Source organism: Gemmobacter denitrificans (assembly GCF_036964905.1).
GTDB classification, from domain to species: domain Bacteria; phylum Pseudomonadota; class Alphaproteobacteria; order Rhodobacterales; family Rhodobacteraceae; genus Gemmobacter; species Gemmobacter denitrificans.
In genome coordinates this window covers 174,281-188,381 of record NZ_JBALHR010000002.1, presented here as the reverse complement: position 1 = coordinate 188,381, position 14,101 = coordinate 174,281, and the positions used below count along the sequence as shown (strand labels likewise).

Sequence of the window (14,101 nt, the reverse complement as noted above, 5' to 3'; positions counted from 1 at the left end):
CTTCGCCCTCAATGCGTGGCCGCTTCCGCGACATCCGCAGATGCCGGGATCGCAGCATGGTAGTCGGTCACCAGGGCCTCGACCGAGGGCCCGATGATGTCGGTCACGACCGACGGATAGATGCCCAGCAGCAGCGTCATCACCACCAGCGGCGCGAAGATCAGCCGTTCGCGGACATCCATGTCGGTGATCGACTTCAGCGCCTCTTTCACCAGATCGCCGAACACGACCCGGCGATACAGCCACAGCGCATAGGCCGCCGACAGGATCACGCCCGAAGTCGCCACAGCGGCCACCCAGGTATTCACCTGGAAAATGCCCATCAGCGTCAGGAATTCCCCGACAAAGCCGCTGGTGCCCGGAAGGCCCACATTGGCCATGGTGAAGAACATGAAGATCAGCGCGTAGGCCGGCATGCGGATGACAAGCCCGCCATAGGCATCGATTTCGCGGGTATGCATCCGGTCATAGATCACACCCACACACAGGAACAGCGCGCCCGAGATGAAGCCGTGCGACAGCATCTGGAAGATCGCGCCGTCAATGCCTTGCTGGTTCGCCGCAAAGATCCCCATGGTGACATAGCCCATATGCGCGACCGACGAATAGGCGATCAGCTTCTTCATGTCATTCTGGGCCAGCGCGACAAGGCTGGTATAGACGATGGCAATGGCCGACATCCACAGGACCACACCGCTCATCACATCGGCGCCAACCGGGAACATCGGCAGGCTGAAGCGCAGGAAGCCATAGCCGCCCATCTTCAGCAGGATCGCCGCCAGCACCACCGACCCAGCGGTCGGGGCCTGAACGTGGGCGTCCGGCAACCAGGTATGCACCGGCCACATCGGCATCTTCACCGCAAAGCTGGCGAAGAAAGCCAGGAACAGGATGGTCTGCAAGCCGCCAACGATCTGGAACCCGCCAAGTGCGAGCGTTTCCGATGCAAAGTCATGCTTCAGCAGCACGACAATATCAGTGGTGCCCGCATCGACATACATGGCGATCATCGCCACCAGCATCAGCACCGACCCAAGGAAGGTGTAGAGGAAGAACTTGAAGGCCGCATAGATCCGCTCTTTCCCGCCCCAGATGCCGATGATCAGGAACATCGGGATCAGACCGGCTTCGAAGAACAGGTAGAACAGCACCAGATCCAGCGCACAGAACACGCCCAGCATCAGCGTTTCCAGCAGCAGGAAGGCAATCATGTATTCCTTCACCCGATTTTCCACGCTCCAGCACGAAGCGATGGTGATCGGCATCAGGAAGGTGGTCAGCATGACGAACAGCACCGAAATGCCATCCACGCCCATCTTGTATTTCAGGCCAAGGATCCAGTCATATTCCTCGACGAACTGCATGCCGGTGTTCGCCGGATCAAAGCCCGACAGAATGGTCAGCGACAACAGGAAGGTGGCCGAGGTGGCCAGCAGCGCAACCCATTTGGCATTGCGCTGCGCCGCCGCATCATCGCCGCGCAGGAACAGCGCCAGAACGGCGGCAGCCACAGCCGGGATGAAGGTGATGATGGAAAGGACGTTTTCCATTAGTGCGCGCCCCCCGAGAGCGACATCCAAGTGATCAGGGCGGCGATGCCCAGAACCATGGCGAATGCGTAGTGGAAGATGTAGCCCGACTGCAGGCGGTTCACGAAGCGCGTCACCATCGGGATCACACCCATGGCAACCCCGTTGATCGCCCCGTCAATCACCGCACCATCGCCTTTCTTCCACAGGAAGTTGCCCAGCCATTTGGCAGGAACGACGAAGATGGCGTTGTACAGCTCGTCGAAATACCACTTGTTCAGCAGGAATTCGTAGAGCGGGCGCTGCGCTTCGGCCAGACGGCGCGGCAGGCTGGGGTTCTTGATATAGAACAGCCAGGCGGTGAACAGGCCGATCAGCATGGCGATGAAGGGCGAAACCTTGACCCATTTCGGCACCTCATGCGCCGCGTGGATCATGTGGTTGTCCGGGCCAAGGAAGATCGCGCCTTTCGGTGCCACGGCTGCGGTATGCCCTGCATCGGCGGCCACCGCCGCATCCGCATGGCCTTCGGCCGCAGTGCCGTGGCCTTCTGCAGGGGCGGCTTCCGCGTGGCCGGAACCGTCAGCCTCTGCTGTGACGGCTTGCCCCTCGGGTGCGGCATGTTCCGTGGCATGGGCGGCAGGTTCCATCCCGAACCAGGCCCGCATTGCCTCTTCCTTGCCGAAGAAGACGTTGTACCACAGCATCCCCGAGAAGATCGCGCCAAGCGCCAGAACCCCCAGCGGGATCAGCATGACCATCGGGCTTTCATGCGGCTCGTGGTGACCGTGACCGTGGTCATGGCCGTGGCCGTGGTCATGACCATGCGCGCGGCTTTCGCCGTAGAAGGTCAGGAACATCAGCCGCCAGCTGTAGAAGCTGGTGAAGCAGGCCGCCACAACCAGGAGCCAGAAGGCATATTGCGACCCGACAAAGGCGCTTTCGATCACCGCGTCCTTCGACAGGAAGCCGGCAAAGCCGAAATGCGTCAGCGGGATACCCACGCCGGTAATGGCCAGCGTGCCGATCATCATGGCCCAGAAGGTCACCGGGATCTTCTTCCGCAGACCGCCATAGTTGCGCATGTCCTGTTCGTGATGGGTGGCATGGATCACCGAACCAGCCCCAAGGAACAGCATCGCCTTGAAGAAGGCATGGGTGAAGAGGTGGAACATCGCCACCGAATAGACGCCCACACCCGCCGCCACGAACATGTAGCCCAGCTGCGACATGGTCGAATAGGCGATCACACGCTTGATGTCATTCTGCACAAGGCCGATGGTCGCGGCGACAAAGGCGCTGCTGGCCCCGATAACCACGATCATGGTCTGGGCATCGGGTGCATACTCATAGATCGGCGACATGCGGCAGACCAGGAACACCCCCGCCGTCACCATGGTGGCCGCGTGGATCAGCGCCGACACCGGGGTCGGGCCTTCCATCGCATCGGGCAACCAGGTGTGCAGGCCAAGCTGGGCCGATTTGCCCATGGCCCCGATGAACAGCAGCACACCAATCAGGTTTGCCGCGTTCCACTCCGTCCACAGGAAGGTGATCGTGGTTTCGGCCAGTTGCGGGCCAGCGGCAAAGACATCGTCAAAGCGGATGCTATCGGTCAGGAAGAACAGGCCGAAAATGCCAAGCGCAAAGCCGAAGTCACCGACCCGGTTCACGATGAAGGCCTTCATCGCCGCCGCATTGGCCGAAGGCTTGCGATAGTAGAAGCCGATCAGCAGGTAGGAGGCCACACCCACGCCTTCCCAGCCGAAGAACATCTGCACAAGGTTGTCGCTGGTGACCAGCGTCAGCATGGCAAAGGTGAAGAAGGACAGATAGGCGAAGAAGCGCGCCTTGTAATGCTCGCTTTCATGCCAGTTGTCGTCATGCGCCATATAGCCAAAGCTGTACAGATGCACGAGCGCCGAAACCGAGTTCACGACGACCAGCATGATCGCCGTCAGCCGGTCCAGCCGGATCGCCCATTCAGTCGCCAGCGACCCGCTTTCGATCCAGCGCAGCAGAACGATCCGGGTGGTTTCGCCATCAAAGGTCAGGAAGATGATCCAGGACAGCAGCGCCGCCAGAAAGATCATCGAGGTGGTAAGGATCTGGGCCGCCCGTTCGCCAATAAAGCGCCAGCCGAAGCCGCAGATCAGGGCGCCGACCAGCGGCGCGAGAAGAATGATCGTGGCCATTCGGTCAGCCTTTCATCACGTTGGCGTCTTCGACATCGATGGTGCCGCGGTTGCGGAAGAAGCTGACCAGGATCGCAAGGCCGATGGCAGCCTCGGCTGCGGCCACGGTCAGCACGAACATGGTGAAGACCTGCCCCACCAGATCGCCCATCCCCACCACCGAGGAGGAGAAGGCGACAAGGTTGATGTTCACGGCCAGCAGCATCAGTTCGATCGACATCAGGATGACGATCACGTTCTTCCGGTTGAGGAAGATGCCGAAGATGCCAATGACGAACAAGGCCGCCGCCACCGTCAGGTAATGTTCCAGTCCTACCATTCTCGTCCCTCCGGGTGTTTGCCCGTATGTTCTGTTTGCGGCCCTGCCGCGTGGAAGCCAGGGAAACCCGACCTCGGATTTTTCGTAGGCGAGCAGCTTGCATGCACCGCCCGGTCTGCTTTCCTTACAGCCCCTGCCCCGGCTTGACGTCTTTCAGTTCCATCGCCTTGGCCGGATCGCGCCACATCTGATGCAGCACGTTCTGGCGCTTTACGTCCTTGCGGTGGCGCAGGGTCAGCACGATGGCCCCGATCATCGCGACCAGCAGGATCAGCCCCGCCGTCTGGAACAGGTAGATATACTTGTCATAGATCAGCAGGCCGATCGCACGGGTGTTCTCCACCTCATTGATCGCGGGGGTGACGGCCTGACGCAGCGCTTGCGCGCCTTCGGCCTGGGTCCAGGCCGCATAGGCCATGCCGAATTGCAGCAGGATCACCACCCCGATCAGCAGCGCCAGCGGCATGGTGCGCGCCATTTCGCCCTTCAATTCCGCGAAATCGACATCAAGCATCATCACGACGAACAGGAACAGCACCGCCACGGCGCCGACATAGACGATGATCAGCAACATGGCGACGAATTCGGCGCCCAGAAGCACGAACAGCCCCGCCGCCGACAGGAAAGTCAGGATGAGCCACAGCACCGAATGCACCGGGTTGCGCGATACGGTGACCATCAGGCCTGCCGAAACCGTCACCACGGCGAAGCAATAAAAGGCGTAATCCGCAACGCTCATGCGTTTTTCTCCTCGGTTTCGGCAAAGACGGCTTGGGCTTGTTCAAGCGCCTTCTGCATGGCGGGCAGGCCGCCGAACATGCTCATCTGCCAGATCACTTCCGCAATCTCGCGTTGGGTGGCGCCCGCCTCCAGCGCGTGCCGGATGGTCAGCTTCAGCTGCGCCTCGGCATGGGCCCCCAGCACCGTCAGCGCCGCAATGGTGACCAGAAGCCGGGTCTTGGCATCCAGCCCCTCGCGGTTGAAGGTGCGGCCGAACCACATCTCCATCATGTCTTTCGTCATGGTGGGGAAGAAGTTCTCGAATCCCTTCACCGGCATCGTTTCCAAGGACGGATTGAAGGCACGGACCATTTCCTGTCCCTGCTCCATCATCGTCTTGAAAAGCTTGGTGAAATCTTCGGTCATGGCCAGTTACCGGTAAGGCGCGTCAAGTTCAAGGTTCCGCGCGATCTCGGCTTCCCAGCGGGCACCGTTGGCCAGAAGGCGGGCCTTGTCATAGTAGAGTTCTTCGCGCGTCTCGGTCGAGAATTCGAAATTCGGGCCTTCGACAATGGCATCCACCGGGCAGGCCTCCTGACAAAAGCCGCAATAGATACACTTCGTCATGTCGATGTCATAGCGCGTGGTGCGGCGGCTGCCATCTTCACGCGGTTCGGCATCAATGGTGATGGCCTGCGCCGGGCAGACAGCTTCGCACAGCTTGCAGGCGATGCAGCGCTCTTCCCCATTGGGATAGCGGCGCAGCGCGTGTTCACCGCGGAAGCGCGGCGACAGCGGCCCCTTTTCATGCGGATAGTTCAGCGTGGCCTTGGGTGCAAAGAAGTAGCGCAGGCCCAGACCGAAGCCTTTGATGAAATCCACCAGCAGGAAATACTTGGCGGCGCGGTTGAAGTCGATTGCGCGGGTCTCGCCCATGTCAGCCCCCAATGGTCCAGCGTGCCCAGAGGCCGCCCATCACTTCGAATTTCGCAAGGAACGCCACGATCACCACCCAGGCCAGCGACAACGGCAGGAACACCTTCCAGCCAATCCGCATCAGCTGGTCATAGCGGTAGCGTGGCACGATCGCCTTCACCATGGCGAACAGGAAGAAGAAGAAGGCCATCTTCGCGACCATCCACAGCGCGCCATCCGGCACACCCGGGATCGGCGACAGCCAGCCCCCGAAGAACAAGAGCGAGATCAGCGCGCACATCAGGAAGATGGCGATATATTCACCCGCCATGAACAGCAGGAACGGGGTGGAACTGTATTCCACCTGATAGCCCGCCACGAGTTCCGATTCCGCTTCCGGCAGGTCAAACGGAGGGCGGTTGGTTTCGGCCAGGGCCGAAATGAAGAACAGCGCCACCATCGGCAGATGCGGCAGCCAGTACCAGCCGAAGAAGCCCCAGCCGGTATCCTGCGCGGCCACGATGGCCGAGAAGTTCATCGAACCCGTGGAGATGATGATGCCGATGATGATCAGGCCCAGCGACACTTCATAGGAAATCATCTGCGCGGCAGACCGCAACGATCCGAGGAACGGGTATTTGGAGTTCGACGCCCATCCCCCCATGATCACGCCATAAACTTCCAGCGAGGAGATGGCGAAAACATAAAGGATGGCGACGTTGATATCGGCCAGCACCCAGCCTTCGTTGAACGGGATCACCGCCCAGGCGATCATGGCCAGCACGAAGGACAGCATCGGTGCCAGGAAGAACACCGGGCGGTCGGCCCCGGCAGGTACCACGACCTCTTTCACCACATATTTCAGCGCGTCGGCCACGGATTGCAGCAGGCCGAAGGCCCCCACCACGTTAGGCCCGCGCCGCATCTGGACAGCCGCCCAGATCTTGCGGTCGCCATAGACGAGAAAGAGAAGCGAGATCATCACGAAGGCGATGACCATGAGGCTCTGGGCTGCGATCAGCAGCGCCATCCCCAATCCGGTTTGCAGAAATTCAGCCATTTGCCTTCAGTCCCTCAGCTTCTTTTCGTCTTGTCATACCGTCGGTATTCCACGTTCGCCGCAATCGCGCACCGTGACTTCGGCGTCAATGGTGCGCAATCCGTCGGGCAGCGCGGCAGAGATCGTATAGACCGCATCGCCCCGCCATTCGGTGCCGGTCCGGGCAACCGTAGTGCGCACATGGCGCGCAAAGCCCCAGCCCCGGATCAGCGCATATTGCGCGGCAGCACAGCGGGCATAGCTTTCCACATCCGCCTTGCCGTTCGCCCCGCGCATCGCCACCCGGAAATTCACCAGATCGCCATCCAGCAGGATGGTTTCGATCCCGTCATATTTCGGGCTGCCCGTCGTCACCGCCTTGGCCACGCCACATGCCGACAGTGCCGCCGGGGCGGCTGTCAGCATCGCGATGAGGCCAAGGGCGCGCATCAGATCACTCCGCCGCCAGCGGGGTTTCGGCCCGTGCGCGTGCCATTGCCTGCAATTGCCCCATCAGCGCCGAGGCGCGGGCAATCGGGTTGGACAGGTAGAAATCCTTCACCGCAAGGCCAAAGGGCGCATTGCCCAATGTCACACGCGGCAAAGCCGGGCCTTCATTGGCCGGAACTTCGTCGATGTCACCCAGATGCGGATGCGCTGCCACGATCCGGCCGCGCAATTCACCCAGGCTGTCCCAGGCCAGCGTGCTGCCGATCTCGGCCGACAGCGCGCGCAGGATGGCCCAGTTTTCCTTGGCCTCCCCCGGTGCGAACCCGGCGCGCAACGCCAGTTGCGGGCGGCCTTCGGTGTTCACGAACAGGCCGTTTTCCTCGGTATAGGCGGCCCCCGGCAGGATGATGTCGGCGCGATGCGCGCCACGATCCCCATGGCTGCCCTGATAGATCACAAAGGCGCCTGCGTCGATTTCGACCTCATCCGCACCGAGGTTATAGATCACCTCTGCGCCCTCGGTCGCGGCCTTCAGCCCGCCCGGGGTGGTGCAGCCCACATCCATCGCGCCCACGCGGGCGGCGGCGGTGTGCAGCACCATCAGCTTGGCCCCCGCGCCTGCGGCATAGGCCATGGCCTGCCCCAGCACAGCCTCACCATCAGCAGCGGTCAGCGCGCCCTGCCCCACGATCACCAGCGTATCGGGCTTTTCCGTGACCCGATCCACCAGATCGACCAGTGCCGCGCGGTCGCTGCCCATGTGCAGGTAATCATAGGTCAGATCGACCGGCTGACCGATCAGCCCGATCCGCGCGCCTTTCGACCAGGCCTTGCGCAGGCGGGCGTTCAGCACCGGGGCTTCATTCCGCGGATCGGTGCCGATCAGCAGGATGGTCTTGGCGGTGTCGATATCCTCGATGGTGGCCGTGCCGACATAGGCCGCACGATTGCCCGCAGGCAGCCTGGCCCCATCGACCCGGCATTCCACCGTACCGCCAAGCGCTTCGATCAGGGTCTTGAGGCTGTAGGCCGCTTCGACCGACACGAGATCGCCCACCAGACCGGTGACCTTCTTGCCCCGCATCGCGGCGGCGGCGGCGGCCAGCGCCTCGGACCAGCCGGCTTTGCGCAGACGGCCATTTTCGCGGATATAGGGTGTGTCCAGCCGCTGACGGCGCAGACCATCCCAGACAAAGCGCGACTTGTCGCTCAGCCATTCCTCGTTCACGCCGTCATGGTTGCGCGGCACGATGCGCATGACTTCGCGCCCCTTGGTGTCGATGCGGATGTTCGACCCAAGCGCATCCATCACGTCGATGCTCTCGGTCTTGGTCAGTTCCCAGGGCCGGGCGGTGAAGGCATAGGGCTTCGAGGTCAGCGCCCCCACCGGGCACAGGTCGATGATATTGCCCTGCAGGTTCGAATCGAGCGTCATGTTCAGATAGGAGGTGATCTCGCTATCTTCGCCGCGCCCGGTCTGGCCCATCTGATGGATGCCCGCCACCTCGGTCGTGAAGCGCACGCAGCGGGTGCAGCTGATGCAGCGGGTCATCTCGGTCTTGACCAGCGGGCCGAGATCAAGATTTTCCGACGCGCGCTTGGGTTCGCGGTAGCGGCTGAAATCCACGCCATAGGCCATGGCCTGATCCTGCAGGTCGCATTCGCCGCCCTGGTCGCAGATCGGGCAATCCAGCGGGTGGTTGATGAGCAGAAATTCCATCACCCCTTCGCGGGCCTTCTTGACCATCGGGCTGTTGGTCTTGACCACCGGGGGTTCGCCATTCGGGCCGGGGCGCAGATCGCGCACCTGCATGGCGCAGCTTGCGGCAGGCTTCGGCGGGCCCCCGACCACTTCGACAAGGCACATCCGGCAGTTGCCCGCGATCGACAGGCGTTCATGGTAGCAAAAGCGCGGGATTTCGATCCCGGCGACTTCGGCCGCCTGAATGATCGTCATCGCGCCATCAACCTCGACCTCGATGCCGTCGATGATGATTTTCTTGAGGTTGCTCATCAGCTTACTCCGCCGAATGGCGGGGGAACCCCCGCGCCGTCATCTGTTGAAAGGGGATCATGCGCAGCCCCCCTCGAATATCCATGCGCCTTGGGCGAAGCGGCCCACCGCCCGGGGCTGAAACCGGCCGCGCGCCTGTTCGCAGGCCTGCCGGGCCAGATCCTTGGCGCGTCTGCCCTGATCGAACCCGAAAGGCGATACGATGATGCTGTTGCCAGATACCGGCACGGCACCCATACGGGTCAGCGCGTGGCCTGGAGCGCCAGGCGCGACCTGCGCCGAAAAACTCGCCCCGTCCTGCGCCACAACAAAAGACCCGACTTGTGCAGGGCCTTTTGGGGCAGCCACGGGTGTCGCGACACAGGCCGAAAGGCCTGCTGCAACGCCCGTGAAAAGGAGGGGGGCAAGGTTCATCTTATTCCGCCGCCATCGCGCCCATGCGGCCCGTCTTCTTGGCCTTGATGCGGTCTTCGATCTCTTCGCGGTAATGCCGGATCAGGCCCTGGATCGGCCATGCCGCCGCATCGCCGAGCGCACAGATCGTATGGCCTTCGACCTGCTTCGTCACGCTCAGCAGCATGTCGATTTCCTCGACCTCCGCCTCGCCGCGCACCAGACGATCCATCACGCGATACATCCATCCGGTGCCCTCGCGGCAGGGCGTGCATTGACCGCAGCTTTCATGCTTGAAGAACTTCGACAGCCGCCAGATCGCCTTGATGATGTCGGTCTGCTGATCCATCACGATCATGCAGGCCGTGCCGAACGAGGATTGCAGCGCGCGCATGCCATCATAATCCATGATGGCGTCTTCGCATTTGTCCGCCGGGATCACCGGGCAGGACGCCCCGCCGGGGATCACCGCCTTGAGGTTCTTCCAGCCGCCGCGCACACCGCCGCCATGCTTCTCGATCAGCTCCTTCATCGGGATCGACATGGATTCTTCGATCACGCAGGGCGTGTTCACATGGCCCGACATGGCAAACAGCTTCACGCCCGCATTGTTCGGGCGGCCAAAGCTGGCAAACCAGGCCGCGCCCCGGCGCAGGATGGTGGGCGCCACTGCGATGGATTCCACGTTATTCACCGTGGTCGGGCAGCCATAAAGGCCCGAGCCTGCCGGGAACGGCGGCTTCATGCGCGGCATGCCCTTCTTGCCTTCAAGGCTTTCCAGCAGGGCGGTTTCCTCGCCGCAAATATAGGCCCCTGCCCCGTGATGCAGGTAGACGTCGAAGTCATAGCCCGACTTGCAGGCATTCTTGCCGATCAGACCGGCATCATAGCATTCGTCGATGGCGGCCTGCAGGGCCTCTTTCTCGCGGACATATTCGCCGCGAATGTAGATATAGGCTGCCACCGCATTCATCGCGAAACCGGCCACAAGGCAGCCTTCGATCAGCGTATGCGGATCATGGCGCATGATCTCGCGGTCCTTGCAGGTCGCGGGTTCGGATTCGTCGGCATTCACCACCAGATAAGAGGGGCGGCCATCCGATTGCTTGGGCATGAAGGACCATTTCATGCCGGTCGGGAAGCCCGCACCACCCCGGCCGCGCAGGCCAGAGTCTTTCATGATCTGGATGATGCCGTCGCGGCCAAGCGCCAGCAGGTCGGCGGTCTTGTCCCAATGGCCGCGTGCCATGGCCCCTTTCAGGCTGCGGTCATGCATCCCGTAGAGGTTGGTAAAGATCCGGTCCTGATCCTTCAGCATGTTCTGCCCTCAATTGCCCCGGTGCACGGCCTTGTGCCGCCGCCAGATCTGAAACGTGACGACCAGCGCCCAGAAGAACGCGGCCAATGCGGCCAGGTCGAACAGGAAAGCAAAGCGGGTTTCCCAGCCCAGCCTGCCGCCCAGCCATTGTGCCCCAATCCATGCCAGCATGGTGCCCGCGATCACGAATGCCACCATCCGCGCGTCGCGCTTCAGGGCTTCGATCTCGGGGTGGGGAGCGGTCATTTCTGCCCTCAGTAATCGTTGGTCTTTGCACGGCGGAGGAATTCCTCCATGCCCTGCTCGACAATGATCTTCGCCTGCGCCACCCACTTGTCGCGGGTGACCCGGCCCCGGAAGCCCTTCAGGTTGCTGTCCATCCAGGCGATTTCCGCAGCGCCCCAATTGGCGATCTGATCGAAATGGAAGATACCCAGATCATGACACAGCTGTTCCAGCTTCGGCCCGATGCCTTCGATCTTTTGCAGATCATCGGCCTTGCCATCGCGCGCCGCCGTCAGGGCCTGCGGCTTTGTGCCTTCAGAGACTACAGCAACAGCGACCGGCGCTTCAGTTTCTTCCTTTTGCGGGGCGACGGGCGCTGCAGGCGCGGGAACAGCCGCCGCCGGGGCAGCAGTCTGCCGCCATGGCGTCAGGATCGGCACTTCAGTCCCGTCGATGCGCTTGACCGTATCGCCGATATCCACGGCACGCTGCACCGAGGCATTATACTGGGTCCGGCCCGATTCATGGTCTTTCAACGAAGTCAGCCCGGTTTTCGGTTCCGACGAGAACCGTCCCGTCTGCGATCCCGGTGTCGGCACCTCGCCCGCGCGGAACTTCGCGATCATCTCGCGCAGACGCTCGGGGCTCAGGTCTTCGTAATAATCCTTGCCGATCTGGGCCATGGGCGCATTGGCACAGGCGCCCAGACATTCGACCTCTTCCCAGCTGAACTTGCCATCCGCCGATGGCGTGTGCGGATGGGCCGAAATCAGTTCCTTGCAGACGGCGATCAGATCCTCGGCCCCGCAGATCATGCAGCTGGTGGTGCCGCAAATCTGGATATGGGCAACAGTTCCAACGGGTTGCAGCTGGAACATGAAGTAGAATGTTGCCACTTCCAGCGCCCGGATATGCGCCAGACCCAGCATATCGGCCACATATTCGATGGCCGGACGGGTTAGCCAACCCTCCTGCTCCTGCGCGCGGAACAGCAGCGGGATGATGGCGCTGGCCTGACGGCCCTCGGGGTATTTGGAAATCTGGCCCTGCGCCCATTCAAGATTCTTCGGCGTGAAGGCGAAGGCGGCGGGTTGGTCTTTGTGCAGGCGGCGCAGCATTAGCGGTCGATCTCCCCGAACACGATATCCATCGTGCCGATGATGGCGGCCACATCGGCAAGCTGATGCCCCTTGGCGATGTGATCCATGGATTGCAGATGCGGGAAACCCGGCGCGCGCAGCTTGGCGCGATAGGGCTTGTTGGTGCCATCGGCCACCAGATAGACGCCAAATTCCCCCTTCGGCGCTTCGACCGCGGCGTAAACCTCGCCCGCAGGGACGTGGAAGCCTTCGGTGTAAAGCTTGAAGTGATGGATCAGCGCTTCCATCGAGGTCTTCATCTCGCCGCGCTTGGGCGGGGTGAGCTTGCCGCGCGCCAACACGTCGGTACGGCCTTCCGGAGCACGCAGCTTGGCAATGGCCTGATGGATGATCTTCACGCTTTCGCGCATCTCGGCCATGCGGCACAGATAGCGGTCATAGCAATCGCCATTCTTGCCGACCGGGATCATGAAGTCGAATTCGTCATAGCATTCATAGGGCTGCGCGCGGCGCAAATCCCATGCCAACCCCGACCCGCGCACCATGACCCCCGAATAGGCCCATTGCAGGATTTCTTCTTCGGTCACGATGCCGATGTCGGCATTGCGTTGCTTGAAGATGCGGTTTTCGGTCAAGAGCCCGTCAATGTCATCCAGCACGCGCGGGAATTCATGCGCCCATTGTTCGATATCGTCGATCAGCGCGGGCGGCAGATCCTGGTGAACCCCGCCGGGGCGGAAATAGGCGGCGTGCAGTCGCGCGCCACAGGCACGCTCATAGAACACCATCAGCTTTTCGCGTTCCTCAAAGCCCCAGAGCGGCGGCGTCAGCGCGCCCACGTCCATGGCCTGCGTGGTCACGTTCAGCAGGTGGTTCAGGATGCGGCCAATTTCCGAATAGAGCACCCGGATCAGGCTGGCGCGGCGCGGCACCTTGGTTCCGGTCAGCTTTTCGATGGCCAGACACCAGGCATGTTCCTGGTTCATCGGGGCCACATAATCCAGCCGGTCCAGATAGGGCAGGTTCTGCAGATAGGTGCGGCTTTCCATCAGCTTTTCGGTGCCGCGATGCAGCAGCCCGACATGCGGATCGCAGCGTTCCACGATCTCGCCGTCCAGCTCCAGCACCAGACGCAGCACACCATGCGCTGCGGGGTGCTGTGGCCCGAAGTTGATGTTGAAGTTGCGGATCTTCTGTTCGCCGGTCTGCGCGTCGTCGAATTTTCCGTCCATCGTCTCACCTCATCTGGACACCGGGGGCCGCATTGGCCCCCCGCGCGCTCAGGCTTTCTTTTCGTCGCCGGGAAGCACGTAATGCGCACCTTCCCACGGGCTCAGGAAATCGAACTGCCGGTATTCCTGCACCAGCTTTACCGGTTCATAGACCACACGCTTCTGCGCTTCGTCATAGCGCACTTCGGTATAGCCCGTGGTCGGGAAATCCTTGCGCAGCGGATGGCCGCGGAAGCCATAATCCGTCAGCAGGCGACGCAGGTCGGGATGGCCCGAGAACAGGATGCCGAACATGTCAAACACTTCACGTTCGAACCAGTTGGCCGAAGGGTGCACCGGGATGATCGACGGCACCATATCCTCTTCCCGCACTGCCGCTTTCACGCGGATGCGGTGGTTCTGGTACATCGACAGGAAGTGATAGACCACATCGAACCGCGCCGGGCGTTCCGGGTGATCGACCGCCGTGATGTCCACCAGCGTGGAAAAGCGGCAGGCGCTGTCGGCCTTCAGGAAATCGACGAAAGACAGCAGATGCGGCAACGCCACCTCCACCGTCAGTTCACCAAAGGACACGGTCGCGGTAATCACCGCATCGGGGCATTTCAGCGACAGATGGGCGCCAAGCTGTTCAAGAGCGTCGGACATGCGA

General features: G+C 61.8%; 15 protein-coding genes. All 15 read right to left on the bottom strand.

What is annotated here, in order from left to right:
• Positions 1 to 8 precede the first annotated feature (8 nt).
• The 15 genes from V6590_RS03960 to V6590_RS03890 all read right to left on the bottom strand — a co-directional run bounded on the left by V6590_RS03960 (position 9) and on the right by V6590_RS03890 (position 14,097).
• Entirely contained in the window at positions 9 to 1,550 is a 1,542-nt protein-coding gene (locus V6590_RS03960; protein ID WP_335419893.1) for an NADH-quinone oxidoreductase subunit M, read from the bottom strand.
• On the bottom strand, positions 1,550 to 3,724 hold the full coding sequence (nuoL, locus tag V6590_RS03955; RefSeq protein ID WP_335419890.1) for an NADH-quinone oxidoreductase subunit L: 2,175 nt from the start codon (positions 3,722 to 3,724) through the stop codon (positions 1,550 to 1,552). The genes V6590_RS03960 and nuoL overlap by 1 nt, the downstream gene beginning before the upstream one ends.
• A 4-nt stretch (positions 3,725 to 3,728) precedes the next feature.
• On the bottom strand, positions 3,729 to 4,043 hold the full coding sequence (gene nuoK, locus V6590_RS03950; RefSeq protein WP_335419887.1) for an NADH-quinone oxidoreductase subunit NuoK: 315 nt from the start codon (positions 4,041 to 4,043) through the stop codon (positions 3,729 to 3,731).
• Between the two features lie 124 nt (positions 4,044 to 4,167).
• A complete protein-coding gene (locus tag V6590_RS03945; protein ID WP_335419884.1) occupies positions 4,168 to 4,782 on the bottom strand; it encodes an NADH-quinone oxidoreductase subunit J in 615 nt (204 codons plus the stop codon).
• Complete coding sequence (locus V6590_RS03940) at positions 4,779 to 5,189, bottom strand: carboxymuconolactone decarboxylase family protein (protein WP_335419882.1); 411 nt, start codon at positions 5,187 to 5,189, stop codon at positions 4,779 to 4,781. Before V6590_RS03940 ends, V6590_RS03945 begins: the two co-directional genes overlap by 4 nt.
• A gap of 6 nt (positions 5,190 to 5,195) precedes the next feature.
• Positions 5,196 to 5,699, bottom strand: coding sequence for an NADH-quinone oxidoreductase subunit NuoI (gene nuoI, locus V6590_RS03935; RefSeq protein WP_335419879.1), 504 nt, complete (start codon positions 5,697 to 5,699; stop codon positions 5,196 to 5,198).
• Position 5,700: 1 nt separating this feature from the next.
• Positions 5,701 to 6,738: an NADH-quinone oxidoreductase subunit NuoH gene (nuoH, locus tag V6590_RS03930; RefSeq protein WP_335419875.1), complete on the bottom strand. Its 1,038-nt coding sequence runs from the start codon at positions 6,736 to 6,738 to the stop codon at positions 5,701 to 5,703.
• A 33-nt stretch (positions 6,739 to 6,771) separates the two neighbouring features.
• Positions 6,772 to 7,167, bottom strand: coding sequence for a YNQ4 family lipoprotein (locus V6590_RS03925; RefSeq protein WP_335419871.1), 396 nt, complete (start codon positions 7,165 to 7,167; stop codon positions 6,772 to 6,774).
• Between the two features lie 4 nt (positions 7,168 to 7,171).
• Positions 7,172 to 9,181: an NADH-quinone oxidoreductase subunit NuoG gene (nuoG, locus tag V6590_RS03920; protein WP_335419868.1), complete on the bottom strand. Its 2,010-nt coding sequence runs from the start codon at positions 9,179 to 9,181 to the stop codon at positions 7,172 to 7,174.
• Between the two features lie 57 nt (positions 9,182 to 9,238).
• Positions 9,239 to 9,529 (bottom strand): hypothetical protein, encoded by a 291-nt coding sequence (locus V6590_RS03915; RefSeq protein ID WP_335419865.1) that lies wholly within the window; start codon positions 9,527 to 9,529, stop codon positions 9,239 to 9,241.
• A gap of 67 nt (positions 9,530 to 9,596) precedes the next feature.
• Positions 9,597 to 10,892 carry an NADH-quinone oxidoreductase subunit NuoF gene (gene nuoF / locus V6590_RS03910; RefSeq protein ID WP_335419862.1) on the bottom strand — a complete coding sequence of 432 codons (1,296 nt, stop codon included), beginning with the start codon at positions 10,890 to 10,892 and terminating at the stop codon, positions 9,597 to 9,599.
• Positions 10,893 to 10,901: 9 nt separating this feature from the next.
• Positions 10,902 to 11,138, bottom strand: coding sequence for a DUF5337 domain-containing protein (locus V6590_RS03905; protein WP_335419860.1), 237 nt, complete (start codon positions 11,136 to 11,138; stop codon positions 10,902 to 10,904).
• 8 nt (positions 11,139 to 11,146) lie between these two features.
• Positions 11,147 to 12,235 (bottom strand): NADH-quinone oxidoreductase subunit NuoE, encoded by a 1,089-nt coding sequence (gene nuoE / locus V6590_RS03900; RefSeq protein ID WP_335419859.1) that lies wholly within the window; start codon positions 12,233 to 12,235, stop codon positions 11,147 to 11,149.
• Entirely contained in the window at positions 12,235 to 13,449 is a 1,215-nt protein-coding gene (locus tag V6590_RS03895) for an NADH-quinone oxidoreductase subunit D (protein ID WP_335419856.1), read from the bottom strand. Before V6590_RS03895 ends, nuoE begins: the two co-directional genes overlap by 1 nt.
• Positions 13,450 to 13,497: 48 nt before the next feature.
• A complete protein-coding gene (locus V6590_RS03890) occupies positions 13,498 to 14,097 on the bottom strand; it encodes an NADH-quinone oxidoreductase subunit C (protein WP_335419852.1) in 600 nt (199 codons plus the stop codon).
• Positions 14,098 to 14,101: the final 4 nt, after the last annotated feature.

What these genes read in the sequence shown, in the direction of transcription:
- V6590_RS03890 (WP_335419852.1), bottom strand. Translation starts at nt 14,097, where the DNA reads ATGTCCGACGCTCTTGAACAGCTTGGCGCCCATCTGTCGCTGAAATGC.
- nuoE (WP_335419859.1), bottom strand. Translation starts at nt 12,235, where the DNA reads ATGCTGCGCCGCCTGCACAAAGACCAACCCGCCGCCTTCGCCTTCACG.
- V6590_RS03895 (WP_335419856.1), bottom strand. Translation starts at nt 13,449, where the DNA reads ATGGACGGAAAATTCGACGACGCGCAGACCGGCGAACAGAAGATCCGC.
- nuoL (WP_335419890.1), bottom strand. Translation starts at nt 3,724, where the DNA reads ATGGCCACGATCATTCTTCTCGCGCCGCTGGTCGGCGCCCTGATCTGC.
- V6590_RS03925 (WP_335419871.1), bottom strand. Translation starts at nt 7,167, where the DNA reads ATGCGCGCCCTTGGCCTCATCGCGATGCTGACAGCCGCCCCGGCGGCA.
- nuoH (WP_335419875.1), bottom strand. Translation starts at nt 6,738, where the DNA reads ATGGCTGAATTTCTGCAAACCGGATTGGGGATGGCGCTGCTGATCGCA.
- V6590_RS03945 (WP_335419884.1), bottom strand. Translation starts at nt 4,782, where the DNA reads ATGAGCGTTGCGGATTACGCCTTTTATTGCTTCGCCGTGGTGACGGTT.
- nuoF (WP_335419862.1), bottom strand. Translation starts at nt 10,892, where the DNA reads ATGCTGAAGGATCAGGACCGGATCTTTACCAACCTCTACGGGATGCAT.
- V6590_RS03940 (WP_335419882.1), bottom strand. Translation starts at nt 5,189, where the DNA reads ATGACCGAAGATTTCACCAAGCTTTTCAAGACGATGATGGAGCAGGGA.
- nuoI (WP_335419879.1), bottom strand. Translation starts at nt 5,699, where the DNA reads ATGGGCGAGACCCGCGCAATCGACTTCAACCGCGCCGCCAAGTATTTC.
- nuoK (WP_335419887.1), bottom strand. Translation starts at nt 4,043, where the DNA reads ATGGTAGGACTGGAACATTACCTGACGGTGGCGGCGGCCTTGTTCGTC.
- V6590_RS03960 (WP_335419893.1), bottom strand. Translation starts at nt 1,550, where the DNA reads ATGGAAAACGTCCTTTCCATCATCACCTTCATCCCGGCTGTGGCTGCC.
- V6590_RS03905 (WP_335419860.1), bottom strand. Translation starts at nt 11,138, where the DNA reads ATGACCGCTCCCCACCCCGAGATCGAAGCCCTGAAGCGCGACGCGCGG.
- nuoG (WP_335419868.1), bottom strand. Translation starts at nt 9,181, where the DNA reads ATGAGCAACCTCAAGAAAATCATCATCGACGGCATCGAGGTCGAGGTT.